This is a genomic window from Parasphingorhabdus cellanae (genome assembly GCF_017498565.1).
Lineage (GTDB): Bacteria > Pseudomonadota > Alphaproteobacteria > Sphingomonadales > Sphingomonadaceae > Parasphingorhabdus > Parasphingorhabdus cellanae.
In genome coordinates, this window is record NZ_CP071794.1 from 2,944,581 (window position 1) to 2,959,205 (window position 14,625).

Below are 14,625 nucleotides of genomic sequence, written 5' to 3' on the forward strand. Positions count from 1 at the left end.
ATGTTATTGATTGTTGGACTCGTCTTGAGCGACGGTCTGGGTGGCCAGTTCTTTGGCATCTTGATATTTCGCGCGCCAAGTTGTGATCCACTCATAAGCTCCGCGACATTCTTGCATGCCGCTGGCCTCGATCAAGCGGAATGTCTCCCCGTCCCAGATGAAGCTCTCTGCATTGCCGCAATCGCCAATGCCTCTACCTTTTGCAAAGCTGCTTAAAATCTGGCGGTTTTCTTCCCAGTGGGCGTTGACCAAGAGGGGGGGACGGTCTTCCCCGCCCCAAGTAGGCTTTAGGTCATAGGTGGCAGGGCGGAAGGCCCAACTGGCGCCTTTTTTCTCATCCCCTTTAATTTCGCCGATATAGGCGGCGCTGGAAAAATTATAGGCACCGGAACCGCAAGAGATCAAAATAAGTGCGCGATAACGATCGTCTTTTTGGCCCAACGGAAATATCTGATCTTCGACCACACCAAATCTATCGTCTTTGCACGGTGAATTCTCGACCAGATCGACAATTTCTGTAGTGGCGGGAATCCGTTGCGCGGAGGTCCATTGATTGACGGCTACAACCGGAATTTCAGTTTTGATGGGCCGGAACGTGCGGCGCCCCTTGGCAATTAAGGCCGTTGATGTGCGCGCTCTTTTCTGCTGCTGGTCAATATAGCGTAGCGCAGCAGTGGAGCCTGATAAGGATATTTTTGTCAGACTATCACCGTTCGGAGCCTGAACCTCGAGTTTTCGACCACGGGCAATCGCGGCTGCAACTTTTTTGGCGTCTTGGCCAACAATCTCGATCGGATATTCGCCCTCTGCCATTGGACCAGTCCTAATGACTTTGCCGTCAACAACCAGTTGATATCCCTCAATACCAGTGACTTGCAAAAGCACGCGTATCTTTAGCATATCGTCTGCGCCAGCGGTGCGGACAATTGAAATGGGGCCACCCCATTCTTTGAAACCACCCCTGGCATCATCGACCAAGGAAATCGCCTGACAATCACCGCCATTGTCACATCCGACGGACCAGTCCTTAAAGACCTTAATCTCGCCAGGATTCGGAATCGGCTGTGCGTCGCTGGTCGTTGTTGCCGCTGTAAGTGCCAAAAGGGCGATGGTGGAAATAGCTGGGAACATAATTGCAATCTAGCCAGTTTGCTCGACAATCGCTAGTGCCTTGTTACATCAGCATTAACAGCGAAGTCATGATAAAGAAGAAGGACGGCAAATGAAATCAATCGGCATCATTGGATCCGGGCAAATGGGCGCAGGAATTGCACAGGTTTCGGCGCAGGCTGGATATCATGTTTATCTATCTGATATGAATCAGGAGATTGCCGAAAAAGGCAAAGCTGGCATCGCCAAACAATTATCGCGATTGGTAGAAAAAGAGAAAATCGAACAACAAGCTGCGCAAACAGCGCTGGACCGCATTGAAACGATCGGTTCGCTTGATCCGATGGCCAGTGCGGATATCATCGTTGAAGCCGCGACTGAGCGAGAGGATATCAAACGCCAAATCTTTGGCGCGGCTTCTGAAATTTTGGGTCACCAGTCGCTGTTGGCCACCAACACATCTTCCATATCAATCACCCGGTTGGCGCAGGCGGTTAAAGACCCGTCCCGTTTCATTGGTGTGCATTTCTTCAATCCCGTCCCGTTAATGGGCTTGGTAGAAGTCATTCGCGGTTTGGCAACTAGCGACCAAACTGTTGCCATGGCGAATGACTATGTGAAGGCGCTGGGCAAGCAAGCGGTATTGGCCAAAGATTCGCCATGTTTTGTGGTCAATCGGATATTGCTGCCTATGCTCAATGAAGCATTTTTTGCCTTGGGCGAAGGTACTGCGTCGATGGAAGACATTGATCGCGGCGTGCAATTAGGCCTTGGCCATCCGATGGGTCCTATAACACTGGCCGATATGATTGGGCTCGATACATTGCTCGAAATACTGCGCGTGCTGCAGAATGATTTTGGTGATCCCAAATATCGTCCCGCCCCTATATTGCTCAAATATGTCGAAGCCGGTTGGCTCGGTCGCAAAACTGGTAAGGGCTTTTATGACTATTCGGGACAGGCGCCGGTGCCTACAATGTAACTTGGCGATGTAAGCTGGACTAAATGGAGGCCATGTGATGAGCGATAATATCAGAGACTTTCAGATTGATATTCCGCAATCGACATTGGACGACTTGGAGACCCGATTGGCAATGGTTCGCTGGCCTGATCCTGAACCGGTTGATGATTGGTCCCAAGGTATACCTCTGGCTTATGTTCAGCAAGTTACTGATTATTGGCGAGAAAATTACGACTGGCGGCGCTGTGAAGCGGCGTTGAATCACTATCCGCAGCACATGACGGAAATCGACGGCGTTGATATTCATTTCATGCATATCCGCTCCCCGGAAGCTGCTGCACGGCCCCTGATCATGACCCACGGCTGGCCGGGTTCGATCGTCGAATTTATGGATGTCATTGGTCCGCTGACGGATCCTGTGGCTCATGGCGGCAATGCCAAAGACGCTTATCATCTCGTCATTCCTTCACTGCCCGGATATGGCTTTTCCGGTAAGCCGACCGAAACCGGATGGGGCGTGGAGAAGATTGCGAGCGCTTGGGATGTGTTGATGACACGGTTGGGCTATGATCGCTATTTTGCGCAGGGGGGTGATTGGGGCGCACTGGTCACATCTGCTATCGGGGTTCAGAATCTCGGATCATGTGCGGGTATCCATATTAATCTGGTTGTCGTAGGAACACCGCCCGAAGAGGTGATGAAAAACCCGACTCCCGAGGAACAGGCCTCGCTGGCGCGGTTCTCGGATTATCAGACGCAAGGTGGCGGCTATGCCGAAATCCAGCGTACCAAACCCCAGACATTAGGCTATGGTCTTGCCGACTCTCCTGTGGGTCAGATGGCCTGGGTGTTAGAGAAATTTCAGGGCTGGTCGGATAGAGCGACGACCCCTGATGACAGTTTTGACCGTGATCACCTGCTCGACAATATCATGCTCTATTGGCTGAACAATGCAGGAGCTTCCTCAGCACGACTCTATCGAGAGAGCTTTGGTAATCCCAATGTCGATCCTGTCCATCTTTCCACCGGATGCAGCATTTTCCCAAATGAAATTATGGCACCCTCTCGCCGCTGGGCGGAGCAACGCTTCAAAAATCTCCAATATTGGGGTGAAGCGGACAAAGGCGGCCATTTTGCTGCGATGGAAGTGCCGGAGCTGTTCGTCAAAGAAGTGCGCAGTTGTTTTGGCCAGATGGAGCTGTAACGCCAGATGCTAGCGCTGGTCGCAAAGCGGTTGATGACAGCGGTTCCGACGCTGCTTGCGATCATATTGGTCTCCTTTTTCCTGATGCGGCTAGCGCCTGGTGGACCTTTTGACGGCGAGAGACCGTTACCGCCAGAGACCCAGGCCGCTCTGCAAACCGCCTATGGATTGGACAAGCCGCTTTGGGAGCAGGCGTGGCTTTATGTCTCGCGGCTGGTGCAAGGTGATTTCGGACCATCACTCGTTTATCGTGATTTTACTGTTTCTGAACTGGTGGCGCAGGGATTGCCGATTTCGTTGACCCTCGGCGGCCTGGCGATATTGCTGGCTTTGTTGATTGGTATTTCCGCCGGGCTATTTGCGGCGGTTCGAGCCGGTAAAACAGCAGACAAGACGATCATGATGCTGGCAACGGTCGCGACGGCATTGCCAACTTTTGTGACCGGTCCGGCATTGGCTTTGCTTTTTGGGCTTTGGCTTGGCTTGTTGCCCGTTTCAGGTACGGGCCAAGGATGGTCTTGGCTCATCATGCCGGTTGTTGCATTGGCACTGCCGGTATCGGGCGCTATCGCCAAATTGACCAGAGCGGGTCTGGCGACAGTATTGAAACAGGACCATATTCGCACCGCCAGAGCACGGGGATTGTCGGAAACGAATATTCTGTTCAAACATGGTTTGCGTCCAGCTTTAGTCCCTGTTGCCAGTTATCTCGGACCGGCGGCGGCCGGATTGCTGACCGGGGCGGTGGTTGTGGAAACCGTATTCGGACTGCCGGGATTGGGTCGCTATTTTGTTCAAGGCGCGTTGAACCGGGATTATCCTTTGGTGCTTGGAGTGGTGACGCTTTATGCGGCGCTAATCATTGCGTTCAACCTGTTCGCCGACCTGATTTACGGTTGGCTGGACCCGCGGATGCGCGAAGGATGAGGACGTTACTGGACCGCAACCATTGGCCGCTTTGGGTGGTCCTGGCCCTGATAGCAATGGCACTAATCCTGCCGCTCGTCTTGCCATGGACTTATGATGAGATTGATTGGGACGCCGTCCGTGCGCCTGCGTTCAGCGGATCCCATATTTTTGGCACCGATGAAATCGGCCGTGACCGTTTGGCGCGCTTGGCGGCAGGAACCCGAGTCACTTTGATGGTTGCAATAGCGGCGGCTCTGGTATCGCTGATCGTTGGCATCGCGTGGGGCGCGACCGCGGGCTGGGTTGGCGGTAAAGTTGATGAAGCGATGATGCGGTTTGTCGATGCGCTATATGCCTTGCCTTTCATGTTCATCGTGATTCTATTGATGGTAATTTTTGGCCGTTCGATATTGTTGGTGTTTGTCGGCATCGGCCTGGTCGAATGGCTGACTATGGCCCGAGTGGTGCGCGGGCAGGTTATGGCGCTCAAGCAACGGCCTTTCATTTTGGCTGCAGAAGCGGCCGGTACTCCGCCGCTTACGATCATTTTAAAACATGTCTTACCGAATATCGCGGGCGTCGCGCTGGCCTATCTTATGCTCACTGTGCCGCAGGTGGTGATGGTCGAAAGTTTCTTGTCTTTCCTTGGTTTGGGCGTTCAGGAACCGCTGACATCGCTTGGTATATTGGTCAAGGAGGGCGCAGATGACATGGACATGACGCCGCTTGGACTGTTGTTGCCGGGTGGGCTATTGGTCCTGCTGCTGGTTTGTCTCACGATTGAAGGTGAGCGCCTGAGAGATATCTACTCGTGAGCGTTTATAAGATACGCGATATGGCCATTCGGATTGATGGGGAGCGGCTCGTCGAAGGCGTCAATCTGACGGTCGAAGCTGGAAAATGTACCGCGATTATTGGCGCTTCCGGCTCTGGGAAAAGCCTGTCCTGCCTGACGCCTTTTGGCCTTACACCGGGCGAAGCGCTGGGGTCCATCAGGCTCGACGGGATTGAGTTAACGCGCGCGGACGCACATCAAATGCATAAAGCACGCAGCCGGTTGACGGGATTTGTCTTTCAACAGCCATTGACGGCGCTGACCCCCCATTTAACCATCGGCGCTCAGCTTCAGGAAGCTGCTGCGCAAGCCGGACCACCGCGATTGTCCCGGCATGAACTTGCCCAAAAGCTTGAACGTGTCGGTTTGCCGCGCGCAGATGAAAGGCTAGATCAATTCCCGCATCGCCTATCGGGCGGTGAGCGGCAGCGGGTGATGATCGCTGCGGCAATTGCCCACCGGCCCAAATTGTTGATTGCTGATGAGCCCACCAGCGCCTTGGACGCTAGCTTGCGTGGGGAGATTATGGCGCTGCTTGATGAATTACGAGCAGAACAAGGCCTAGCGATGTTGCTCGTCAGCCATGATCTCGCTTCAGTGGAGGGGCATTCCGATGATCTCGTCGTGATGGATCAGGGCAAAATGGTTGAAAGCGGCACAACGACTGACATTATTGCCAATTCGCAGCAGGAATATACCAGGCGCCTGATGGCCGCGACGCCGCGTCTGGATGAACCTGCACCCGATCTGCCAGCGGTTGGAAACATACTGATGGAAACGGAAGCCGCCACGGTTGTGTTCCCTCGTCCAGGTTGGCGGCGAGGCAAGATAAAAGCGATCGTGGATGCAAGCATAACGGTGAGGGAAGGTGAGGCGGTGGCGATTGTCGGCGGGTCGGGGTCCGGTAAATCGACTTTGGGCAGAGCTATTGCGGGCATCGGCCCGCTGACATCCGGTACAGTTCGCTGGCAATCTAAGCTATTGCCGGAACGCCGCGCTCGCAGTCTTGCTATGCGCCGACTAATTCAACCTGTGTTTCAGGATCCGGTGGCAAGCCTCGATCCCCAGTGGAAAGTAGCGGATATCGTTGCCGAACCATTGAGGAATCTGAGACCAGATCTTTTGCGGTTGGATCGAAATAAAATGGTGGATGAAGCGCTTGATCATGTGGGGCTTGGCGCTGAATTCCTTGATCGGATGCCGGGCAGTCTGTCTGGCGGTCAGGCACAACGGGTGGCCATCGCTCGGGCTATTATAGCGAGCCCCCAACTGCTTGTTCTTGACGAAGCGACGTCGGCTTTGGATCCGCTGGTGGGTGCTTCTATTCTTAGATTGCTAGCGAAGCTGCAGCGAAGCCATAAACTCAGCATCATCTTTATAACACATGATATTGCCTCGGCCCGTCGGCTTTGCCATCGGATCATAGTATTGGATGAGGGGTGCATGGTTGAAGAGGGAGATATGGGGTCGGTGATTGATAGTCCAACCGCGGACAGTACGAAAAGACTGATTGCAGCGAGTTAGCTTAGTCCGACAAACAAAGGCCGCCCTGCCCCCAGAACGGCCTTTATTTTTGACGAACCCAATTGTGAATTCAAACCCGGTGGGTCTTAGAAGGATACGCCCAAGGTAAATACAACGGCACTATCGGTGAAATTATTGACCGAAGGCGCATCAGTATCTGTGTAAGCTACGCTCGCCGTCAGATTTTCGGTAATTGCCCAATCGGCTCCCAGTGTCCAATCGATATAATTATCATCGCCAAGGACGCCAACAGGATTGCCCAGCGATCCGTCGTTAATGCCGATATTGGCATTGAGCGAAATAGGTGTGTTTGGAATTCCACCGGAAACGCCGGTGTAGATATAGACATTGTCATTGTCGCCGAGGCTGGCTTGAGACCATGCATAAGCAATACCCGTTGTCAGTTCGACAGGACCAAGGGTTGTCGAAACAGAGGCGTAAGGTTCGAAATAGTCGCTTGGACCAGCAGCTCCGCCTTCACCATTGGGATAAACATAATAGAGCAAGCCGACATCAAGTGTCAGGCCGTCGGTGACATCGCCTGACCAGCCGCCATACAGGTCAAGCTCAGTGTGGCCGAATGTTGGACTGTCTTCGATCGAAGAAGCCCATGTGCCGATGTAGAATCCGCTTTCATGCGCGACATCAATACCGCCTTGAACTGCAATATCACCGTCTGAAAAAGACAGGCCGCGGAAGCGGTAATCCGATGTAAGCGCAGCATTGCCGGAAATGGTAATTCCGCTGCCTTCAACTTCTTGAGCCAGGGCTGGTACTGCTGTGCCAGCCAGTAAAATAGCTGAAAGACCGATTATCCCCGATTTGGTTTTTGAGCCTAGTGTGGCTTTTGTGGACGTGCGCATGAAAATCCCTTTCTGGTTGATGCGTATCGCCCCTCCTGGAATTTGTCTCGGTTGTCTTTTTATTGCGTCAGCGAGGCCAACGACAGACAATCTCAAAACATGCAGATAAAAGTTGCAGCATATTGCTGCGCTGCACAACAAAAAAATGACAGCAAAGATGACATATTTTGATAGTGTGGCAATCGAGCCACATGTGACTCGTTCGCTGCAGTCACGCCTGTTTAGGGCTTGTTAACTATGAGTATCTATCGCGGGATTATGTCGAAAATTGATTCCATCGAAAGAGCTAATGGAGAGGGCGATCCCTTTGCCGAGAGCTTTGCTCGGCTGAAGGCCGTCGAGTCGGTTGCCGGACTCGTTGCCAATATGGCTGGATCGGAAGAGATTGCTTCTTTCGAACTGACAGACTCTGCTTTAATGGAATCGGCCTATCGCAATAGCTTTCCAATGACCCAAAAGCGCTTTGATCGCGGATGTGATGATCTCGCGGCTATGGCGCAGACGGGAGCCAAGGCTTTGCTGGCGCTAAATTCCAAAGGCCGCAGCCGGACCGGCACCGCTGCTCAGCGATTAATGCGTGAAATTCAGATGTCGGGCCGCCAAACTTTGGATTTGCTTCGCAAATAAACGGTCATTCTGCAGACAGTTTAGCAGTTCCTTTGTCCGGAAGTGATTTGATATGAACATCGCGCTGCGGGAACGGGATTTCGATTTCATGTTCTTTAAACAGATCCCATACTCGTTTCAGGACCGCAGCTTTAAAATTACCAACGCCGGATTGCGGATCGTTTATCCAGCATCTGATTTCGAAATTCACGCTATTGTCACCGAATTCCATCATCCAGACCACCGGTTTGGGGTGATTTAGAACGCGCGGCACGTCGACACAGGCTTGCTTCATTAATTCAATAACATGATCCATATCGCTGTTATACGAAACACCGACCGGTACGCTTATCCGAACATTCTTGTTAGAATATGACCAATTTTCAACCTCGCGGGTCATTAGGTCTTCATTCGGGATAAGATGCTCTTTGCCCTCACGAGTCAAGACCGACACAGCGCGGACACCGATTTTGTTGACCCAGCCAAAACTGTCGCCGACCGCGATCACATCACCGGGCTTGATCGACCGGTCCATAAGCAAAATGATCCCCGCGATCAGGTTACCAATCGTTTTCTGCATCCCGAAACCAATGGCCAAACCGAAAGCACCGGAGAAGACGGCTAAAGCGGTGAGATCTATCCCAAGGACATCTAACCCGAGGACGAAGGCCGCGCCCAAAATGGCAACGGTGGCGAGTTTTTGCCCCAATACTTTCTGCGCGCCATCGAGTTGGCTGTTCGAGATCACATGACTGACGAGTTTCATCAGCACACGGGCAACCGCCAGCAGGATAACGGCGGTCATGATTGTCGTGACAACCGCCAGTAACGAAATACGGTGCGTGCCGACATCAATACCGACCCGCTCTAAGGCAATAGTGATACGGTCAATATTACCCACGAGGCCAAGGGCTGCGGATATAAACACCGTCAGCCCCATCACGGTGCCGAGCCAATCCGGCATGCGAACGCCCCGGATCAGATCATTGGTAAACAGACCCATGGTAATCGCGATAGTGAGGGCAAAGACCACTTGCGGGACAAGCTGCCAATCCCATATCGCCAAGAACAGGCCGCATAATATAAAGGTCGTCGCCCGCCGCGTCATATCGCGGATGCGGCGTCCGGCTAAGTCACTCTCATATCCAGCACGCGTTTCCCAGACATGGCGAAGTTTCGGTCCAATATATTTGCTGAGAAACCAGCCGGCGACCAGCGCTAAAGTCACCAGTCCGCCAGCCACTGCGCTCTCTATATATTGCACATTGCGCGGTGTATCCGGCGCCAGAGATTCTATGTAGCCGAGAATTTCTTCCATCATAAGACGCTGTTATAGTGTTCAAACGCTTTGGCAAGATCGGCGATTAAATCGTCCGGGTCTTCTAAACCAATATGCAGCCGCACGAGCGCGCCTGTCATCATCCAATCGGTGGCAGTCCGATATTTTCCGGGATCAACTGGCAGGGCCAGACTTTCAAACCCGCCCCAGCTATAGCCGATGCCAAAGAGCGTCAGCGCGTCGATAAAGGCCGCGCGGGATTTCTCATCGCCTTGACTAAGTTCAAAAGAGAATAGACCAGATGATCCCTTGAAATCGCGCTTCCAGATGTCATGGCCCGGACAACCAGCCAGAGCGGGATGCAAAACTTGCCCGACCTCAGGCCGGTCTTTGAGCCAATGAGCGACAGTCAGCGCCGATTGCTCATGTTGTTTCAGCCTGACTTCCAGTGTTCTGAGGCCACGGGCGGCAAGATAGGCATCATCTGGAGAAACAACCTGCCCCAATTGCTGCGCCGTGCGCCGGAGTCGTGTCCAATATCTTTCATGGGTTGTCGCTGCCCCCATCATTACATCGCTATGGCCGACAATATATTTGGTGGCTGCGACAATCGAAATGTCAACGCCATGTTCCAGTGCCGGAAAGAAACGAGATGTGGCCCAAGTGTTATCCAGGAAAGTCACGATGCGAGCTTCTTTAGCCATAGCACAGATCGCTGGGATATCTTGTACCTCGAAGGTCAAGCTGCCGGGACTTTCGAGTAATATGGCCTTGGTCTTGTCCGTTAACAGCGCGCCAATATCTGCACCAATTAATGGGTCATAATAACGGGCGGTGATGCCCATAGGTTTCAGGAAAGCATCAGCATAGTTACGGCTAGGGTCATAACTGCTGTCGGTCAGTAAAATTTCATCGCCGGGTTTGAGGATTGCCAGCATAGCGCAAGCTATCGCGGCTACACCGGAAGGATAGAGCATGGTTCCAACGGCTCCCGGCTCCATCTCCGTCAACGCTTCGGCAAGAGACCATTGGGTAGGCGACCCGCGGCGGCCGTAGAAAAATCGACCGTCTTCGTTATTTCCGATGCCTGCTCGCAAATCCGCTACACTGTCATAAAGGTGGGTACTTGCGCGCCAGACCGGCGGATTGACAACCGCTTCGGTCCATTCCTTGCGTCTGCCGCCAGTAACAATCTGCGTCGCCGGTTTATGACTGGATTGGTCTTCTCTATTGGCCAATGTTATTTCCGTTAGCCCTGAGCCTGTCGAAGGGCGCTGCTAGACTGGAGACGGGCTTCGACAGGCTCAGCCCTAACGGTGAAAGCAGACGTACTTTCTCAGGCGGTTGCTTTGGGCGTGTCTGCGTCGGCACCCCATTCAGACCAACTGCCGTCATAAAGAGCTATTTTATCACCACCGGCTACAGCCGCAGCAAAGGACACAACGGCCGCTGTCATACCGGACCCACAGGTCGTAACCACTGGTTTGGCAAGGTCGACACCGACACCGTCGAACAATGCTTTTATTTCATCGGCGCTTTGCCAAGTACCATCAGCATTGAAAAAGTCGCTATGCGGAATGTTGACCGAACCGGGAATGCTGCCGGAAACAATACCGGGACGCGGATCTTCCTCCGCACCGGAGAAACGTCCCGCCGGGCGAGCGTCGACTACCTGCTCATCCTTGCTGTGCAGGTTTGCCAGCATGTCGGCTTTCGTACGGACGTCTTTATCATCTTTCCAGACTGTGAAGTGACGATGACGCAATGCTTCTTTGCCAGTTTCAAGCGGACGCCCTTCGGCTTTCCATTTGGCAATACCGCCGTCCAATATTGCGACCTCATGTGCGCCAAATATCGTCAGCATCCACCATGCGCGCGCGGCGCTTTTCAGCGGACTGTCATCGTAAAGCACGATACGGCTGCCATCACCGAGACCGAGCGATTGCATACGGCTGGCAAATTTTTCTGGCGGTGGAAGCATATTTTCAACTGGGTTACCGGTGTCTGTAAGCTCGCCCAGGTCCATAAACACAGCGCCGGGAATATGGCCCGCTTCATATTCGGCGGCCGGATCGCGTCCGGCATCGGGCATGAATTTGGTGGCATCAACTATACGCAAATCTGATGCGCCCAGTTCATTCGCAAGCCAGTCAGTGGTTACCAGCAGTTCCATTTTATGCTCCTTGTGCAAGCGGGCGATCACTTCGCCTCTGCGTCCATATGCCAACGTTTATCGATTCGTGTTCAAGCCGTCGAGGCTATATTGCATTGGAGATGGAATCCACAGCTTATGTGGCTTTTCGGCAAATGATTGAATTACAACCGTTCCAGAAAGGCTTTTGCGCTGGCGCGAAGCTGTTTCTGGACGTCGGAATCCATTTTATTCCACGTGCGATAGGGCATTGCCAAGCGGTTATTATCGGCAAGCTTGTCCTCGTTTCGCGCAAGAAAATCCCAGTAAAGCGCGTTGAATGGGCAGGCTTCGTCGCCGGTGCGCTGTTTCACGTCATAAGCGCAAGATGCACAATGATCGGACATTTTGTTTATATAATTGCCCGACGAGGCGTATGGCTTTGAGGCGATAATTCCACCATCACCAAATTGGCTCATCCCCAATGTATTGGGGAGTTCGACCCACTCATAAGCATCAGCATAAACTTCCAGGTACCATTCATGAACCGCGTGGGGATCAATCCCTGCAATTAGTGCAAAATTGCCCGTGATCATAAGCCGCTGGATATGATGGGCATAAGCAAGGTCTAGTGTCTGTCCTATTGCTTCCGACAAACATAGCATGTCGGTCTCGCCGTTATAATAAAAATCGGGAAGAGGATGTTGGGCATCCAGAAAATTTCGCTGTGCATAGTCTGGCCCTTCGCGCCAATAGATACCGCGGACATATTCACGCCAGCCGATTATCTGACGAATGAAACCCTCAGCGGCGTTAAGAGGCACCTTGCCACCCGCATATAGATCGGCCACTTCCTGGCAGAGAGCTAGTGGATCAAGCAGGCCGCTATTGAGATAGGGTGAAAGGATAGAATGCCAGAGGAACGGCTCACCGGTCAGCATGGCATCCTGATAATCGCCAAATTGGGCAAGGGCATGGTCCAGAAACTTACGCCGTTGGCGCAACGCTTCCTCATGGGTCACGGCGAAATGAAATTGCTCGAGTGAACCGGGATGGTCTGCAAATCTCTCTGTGACCAAATCAATCACGTCCTGCGTAATTTGGTCCGGTTGAAAGCGGATTGGTTGCGGCATCATCAAGTCGCTTTTCGCGGGCTTGCGATTTTCCGCGTCATAATTCCATTTTCCGCCTTCCGGTTTGCCATCCTTGTCCAGCAACAATCCTGTCTTGCGGCGCATCTCGCGATAGAAAAACTCCATCCGCAGTTGCTTTTTGCCTTCTGCCCAATGTTCAAATTCCTGATGGGTGGCGATAAAGCGCTGATCGGGGCAGATGGTAACCGGAACATCAAACTGGTCTTCCCAGTTTTCAATCATCGCCATGACCCGCCATTCGCCAGCTTCGGTAATGCGAATAGATTCGATGTCGTGCCGTTCGCAAGCGCGGGCGACTTCGCCGGTAAAGCTGCCGCTATTATCGGTATCATCGAGCGCCACATAATCAACGGTCCAGCCGCGTTCGCGCAATGCTGAGGCATGGTGCCGCATGGCCGAAAATATGTAGGCAATCTTGGCTTTGTGATGTTTTACGTAGGTGGCTTCGGCTTCGACCTCCATCATCAATAGAACAGATGTATCGGGCTGTTGATCAGTAAGGGACGAGATATCCAATGATAGTTGGTCACCAAGTATTGGAATGAGCGTTTTCTTAGACATCTTGTCGCTATCGCACGCTTGGCGATGAAAGACAGTCTGTGCTTTGGTGCATTTTGCAAATGGGTTTCAGATGTTTAGCGGCCGCTGTCCCACCGGACTGAAATTCCGTGGGCCGAGATCAAGTCGAAATGGTGCCATTTTTGGTCGCCGGGGCTCATATTCCCGGCCGATGATGAATGACGCTGCTTGCCGGTATTCGACATTGCTCTGATCGGCATACACGACACCAAAACGGGCCAAGGGAATGAAAAGCGCCTGTGATTTGAAGGTGATCGGACGGATAGCATTGAGCGGCAGGCGTATATCGCCGGTGAGAGAGATAGTTTCTCCTACAGCCAGATTTTCAATCTTGTGCAGTGGTTCGCCTGTTTCAATATCGCCATTCCTGGCGTTTTCAGAATCAGCCTGCATCATCGTGCCGGAAAGGTGGATGTCGTGCAACGACTGATCCGATTGGTTGGTCAGTGTTATGGTATAATTGAGTACTGCGTTGAGCAACGTGGATGAGGCGCTATTGGCGGCTAGATCAATCTGTAGATAATCTGTTGCGCCCGGTTTCCGGTCCGGCTTTGGAGCTATCGGTGGACCTTTAGCGGCTGTTGGCAGTGGTTTGGGTACGGCGCCAATTTTTGATGTTACAAATCCGTTCGACGATAGCGGGTTTGGCTTTTCGGGTTCCGAAGGATTGGGCGGTGAATAGATTTTCGGTGCGGGTTTATGAGGTTTAGATGCAGGAATGGAGTCCGTCGCGGTCAATAGTTCCGGGTCATCCGTAATCTCTTCTTCCTGCGAGGGCATGACGGTCTTACGCCGCCAGAAATAGGCACCCAATCCGCTCAGCAGAAGCAAGACTATTCCGCCGACAGCATAGTGTAAGATGGTCCCACCAGAACTTATTTCCGGAGATGCCTCTGATACAGTCTTTGGCGCTGATGGGTTGGATGGCATAGTTTGACGGGGCAGTTCCGTGGAAAAGCCTGGCTGCGGCTGGTCACTATCAATTGCTGGACGGTTCACCGATGGCGCAGCGACCGCTGGATCGCCAGCCGGACGACGCGTTGGTGTAGCCGTTGGTGGATTAGTGACAGGCGCGCTGGTGCGAGGACTGCCGGATAGTGCAGGGCCAGTTGGTGTTGGACGGGTCTGGCCACCAATTGTGGGAGCATCAACAGGGGATATAGGGGCCGGTTGGGCTGCAGGTTGCGTGCCAGGCAGGGCGCTGCCCGACGGCGGAGCAGCTTGCGGCGCTGGCCCATTTTCCTCCGTAGGTCCCTCGGCTTGACCATCAGCTGGATTTTGGCCTTCACCTGGCGGGAGAGAATAGTCGCTGACCGAAGGTAGTTCCGGTGGTGGATCTGGTGGCAATTGCCTCGGTACGGCTTGGCCCTGTGCGGAAGGTATCGCAGCGATAGACAGACCAAGCGTTCCGGCAATCACCATTGCCAGCGATTTTACGCGCATCATTCGTCCCATGTGATTTATCGTCAT

At 53.0% G+C, this 14,625-nt stretch carries 13 protein-coding genes; 6 read left to right on the plus strand and 7 right to left on the minus strand.

What is annotated here, in order from left to right; translation table 11 throughout:
• Window positions 1-3: 3 nt before the first annotated feature.
• On the minus strand, window positions 4-1,131 hold the full coding sequence (locus tag J4G78_RS14175) for a DUF1176 domain-containing protein (protein ID WP_207987170.1): 1,128 nt from the start codon (window positions 1,129-1,131) through the stop codon (window positions 4-6).
• A gap of 91 nt (window positions 1,132-1,222) precedes the next feature.
• Between J4G78_RS14175 and J4G78_RS14180 the strand changes: the two genes are divergently transcribed.
• Genes J4G78_RS14180 through J4G78_RS14200 form a run of 5 tightly spaced genes read left to right on the plus strand, consistent with a single transcriptional unit; the run spans window position 1,223 to window position 6,543 of the window.
• Complete coding sequence (locus tag J4G78_RS14180) at window positions 1,223-2,092, plus strand: 3-hydroxyacyl-CoA dehydrogenase NAD-binding domain-containing protein (RefSeq protein WP_207987171.1); 870 nt, start codon at window positions 1,223-1,225, stop codon at window positions 2,090-2,092.
• 37 nt (window positions 2,093-2,129) lie between these two features.
• Window positions 2,130-3,275 carry an epoxide hydrolase family protein gene (locus tag J4G78_RS14185; RefSeq protein ID WP_207987172.1) on the plus strand — a complete coding sequence of 382 codons (1,146 nt, stop codon included), beginning with the start codon at window positions 2,130-2,132 and terminating at the stop codon, window positions 3,273-3,275.
• Window positions 3,276-3,281: 6 nt separating this feature from the next.
• A complete protein-coding gene (locus J4G78_RS14190; protein WP_207987173.1) occupies window positions 3,282-4,202 on the plus strand; it encodes an ABC transporter permease in 921 nt (306 codons plus the stop codon).
• Window positions 4,199-4,999, plus strand: coding sequence for an ABC transporter permease (locus tag J4G78_RS14195; protein ID WP_207987174.1), 801 nt, complete (start codon window positions 4,199-4,201; stop codon window positions 4,997-4,999). Before J4G78_RS14190 ends, J4G78_RS14195 begins: the two co-directional genes overlap by 4 nt.
• A 20-nt stretch (window positions 5,000-5,019) precedes the next feature.
• Window positions 5,020-6,543 (plus strand): ATP-binding cassette domain-containing protein, encoded by a 1,524-nt coding sequence (locus tag J4G78_RS14200; protein WP_207987175.1) that lies wholly within the window; start codon window positions 5,020-5,022, stop codon window positions 6,541-6,543.
• A gap of 86 nt (window positions 6,544-6,629) precedes the next feature.
• Here the strand turns inward: J4G78_RS14200 and J4G78_RS14205 are convergent, their stop codons facing one another.
• Window positions 6,630-7,406, minus strand: a complete 777-nt coding sequence (locus J4G78_RS14205) for a TorF family putative porin (protein WP_207987176.1) — start codon at window positions 7,404-7,406, stop codon at window positions 6,630-6,632.
• Between the two features lie 237 nt (window positions 7,407-7,643).
• Between J4G78_RS14205 and J4G78_RS14210 the strand changes: the two genes are divergently transcribed.
• Entirely contained in the window at window positions 7,644-8,033 is a 390-nt protein-coding gene (locus tag J4G78_RS14210) for a hypothetical protein (RefSeq protein ID WP_207987177.1), read from the plus strand.
• 4 nt (window positions 8,034-8,037) lie between these two features.
• Here J4G78_RS14210 and J4G78_RS14215 read toward each other — a convergent pair whose 3' ends face one another.
• The 5 genes from J4G78_RS14215 to J4G78_RS14235 form a co-directional block, all read right to left on the minus strand.
• Window positions 8,038-9,333, minus strand: a complete 1,296-nt coding sequence (locus J4G78_RS14215) for a mechanosensitive ion channel family protein (protein WP_243457111.1) — start codon at window positions 9,331-9,333, stop codon at window positions 8,038-8,040.
• A complete protein-coding gene (metC, locus tag J4G78_RS14220; protein WP_207987178.1) occupies window positions 9,330-10,529 on the minus strand; it encodes a cystathionine beta-lyase in 1,200 nt (399 codons plus the stop codon). Before metC ends, J4G78_RS14215 begins: the two co-directional genes overlap by 4 nt.
• A 98-nt stretch (window positions 10,530-10,627) precedes the next feature.
• Entirely contained in the window at window positions 10,628-11,464 is an 837-nt protein-coding gene (gene sseA / locus J4G78_RS14225; protein ID WP_207987179.1) for a 3-mercaptopyruvate sulfurtransferase, read from the minus strand.
• A gap of 143 nt (window positions 11,465-11,607) precedes the next feature.
• Window positions 11,608-13,137 carry a cryptochrome/photolyase family protein gene (locus tag J4G78_RS14230; protein WP_207987180.1) on the minus strand — a complete coding sequence of 510 codons (1,530 nt, stop codon included), beginning with the start codon at window positions 13,135-13,137 and terminating at the stop codon, window positions 11,608-11,610.
• Window positions 13,138-13,203: 66 nt separating this feature from the next.
• Complete coding sequence (locus J4G78_RS14235) at window positions 13,204-14,625, minus strand: hypothetical protein (protein ID WP_207987181.1); 1,422 nt, start codon at window positions 14,623-14,625, stop codon at window positions 13,204-13,206.

Excerpts from the sequence above, each read along its gene's own strand:
- J4G78_RS14190 (WP_207987173.1), top strand. The coding sequence starts at position 3,282 with ATGCTAGCGCTGGTCGCAAAGCGGTTGATGACAGCGGTTCCGACGCTG.
- J4G78_RS14215 (WP_243457111.1), bottom strand. The coding sequence starts at position 9,333 with ATGATGGAAGAAATTCTCGGCTACATAGAATCTCTGGCGCCGGATACA.
- J4G78_RS14230 (WP_207987180.1), bottom strand. The coding sequence starts at position 13,137 with ATGTCTAAGAAAACGCTCATTCCAATACTTGGTGACCAACTATCATTG.
- J4G78_RS14235 (WP_207987181.1), bottom strand. The coding sequence starts at position 14,625 with ATGACGATAAATCACATGGGACGAATGATGCGCGTAAAATCGCTGGCA.
- J4G78_RS14210 (WP_207987177.1), top strand. The coding sequence starts at position 7,644 with ATGAGTATCTATCGCGGGATTATGTCGAAAATTGATTCCATCGAAAGA.
- J4G78_RS14205 (WP_207987176.1), bottom strand. The coding sequence starts at position 7,406 with ATGCGCACGTCCACAAAAGCCACACTAGGCTCAAAAACCAAATCGGGG.
- sseA (WP_207987179.1), bottom strand. The coding sequence starts at position 11,464 with ATGGAACTGCTGGTAACCACTGACTGGCTTGCGAATGAACTGGGCGCA.
- J4G78_RS14200 (WP_207987175.1), top strand. The coding sequence starts at position 5,020 with ATGGCCATTCGGATTGATGGGGAGCGGCTCGTCGAAGGCGTCAATCTG.
- J4G78_RS14180 (WP_207987171.1), top strand. The coding sequence starts at position 1,223 with ATGAAATCAATCGGCATCATTGGATCCGGGCAAATGGGCGCAGGAATT.
- J4G78_RS14175 (WP_207987170.1), bottom strand. The coding sequence starts at position 1,131 with ATGTTCCCAGCTATTTCCACCATCGCCCTTTTGGCACTTACAGCGGCA.
- J4G78_RS14195 (WP_207987174.1), top strand. The coding sequence starts at position 4,199 with ATGAGGACGTTACTGGACCGCAACCATTGGCCGCTTTGGGTGGTCCTG.
- J4G78_RS14185 (WP_207987172.1), top strand. The coding sequence starts at position 2,130 with ATGAGCGATAATATCAGAGACTTTCAGATTGATATTCCGCAATCGACA.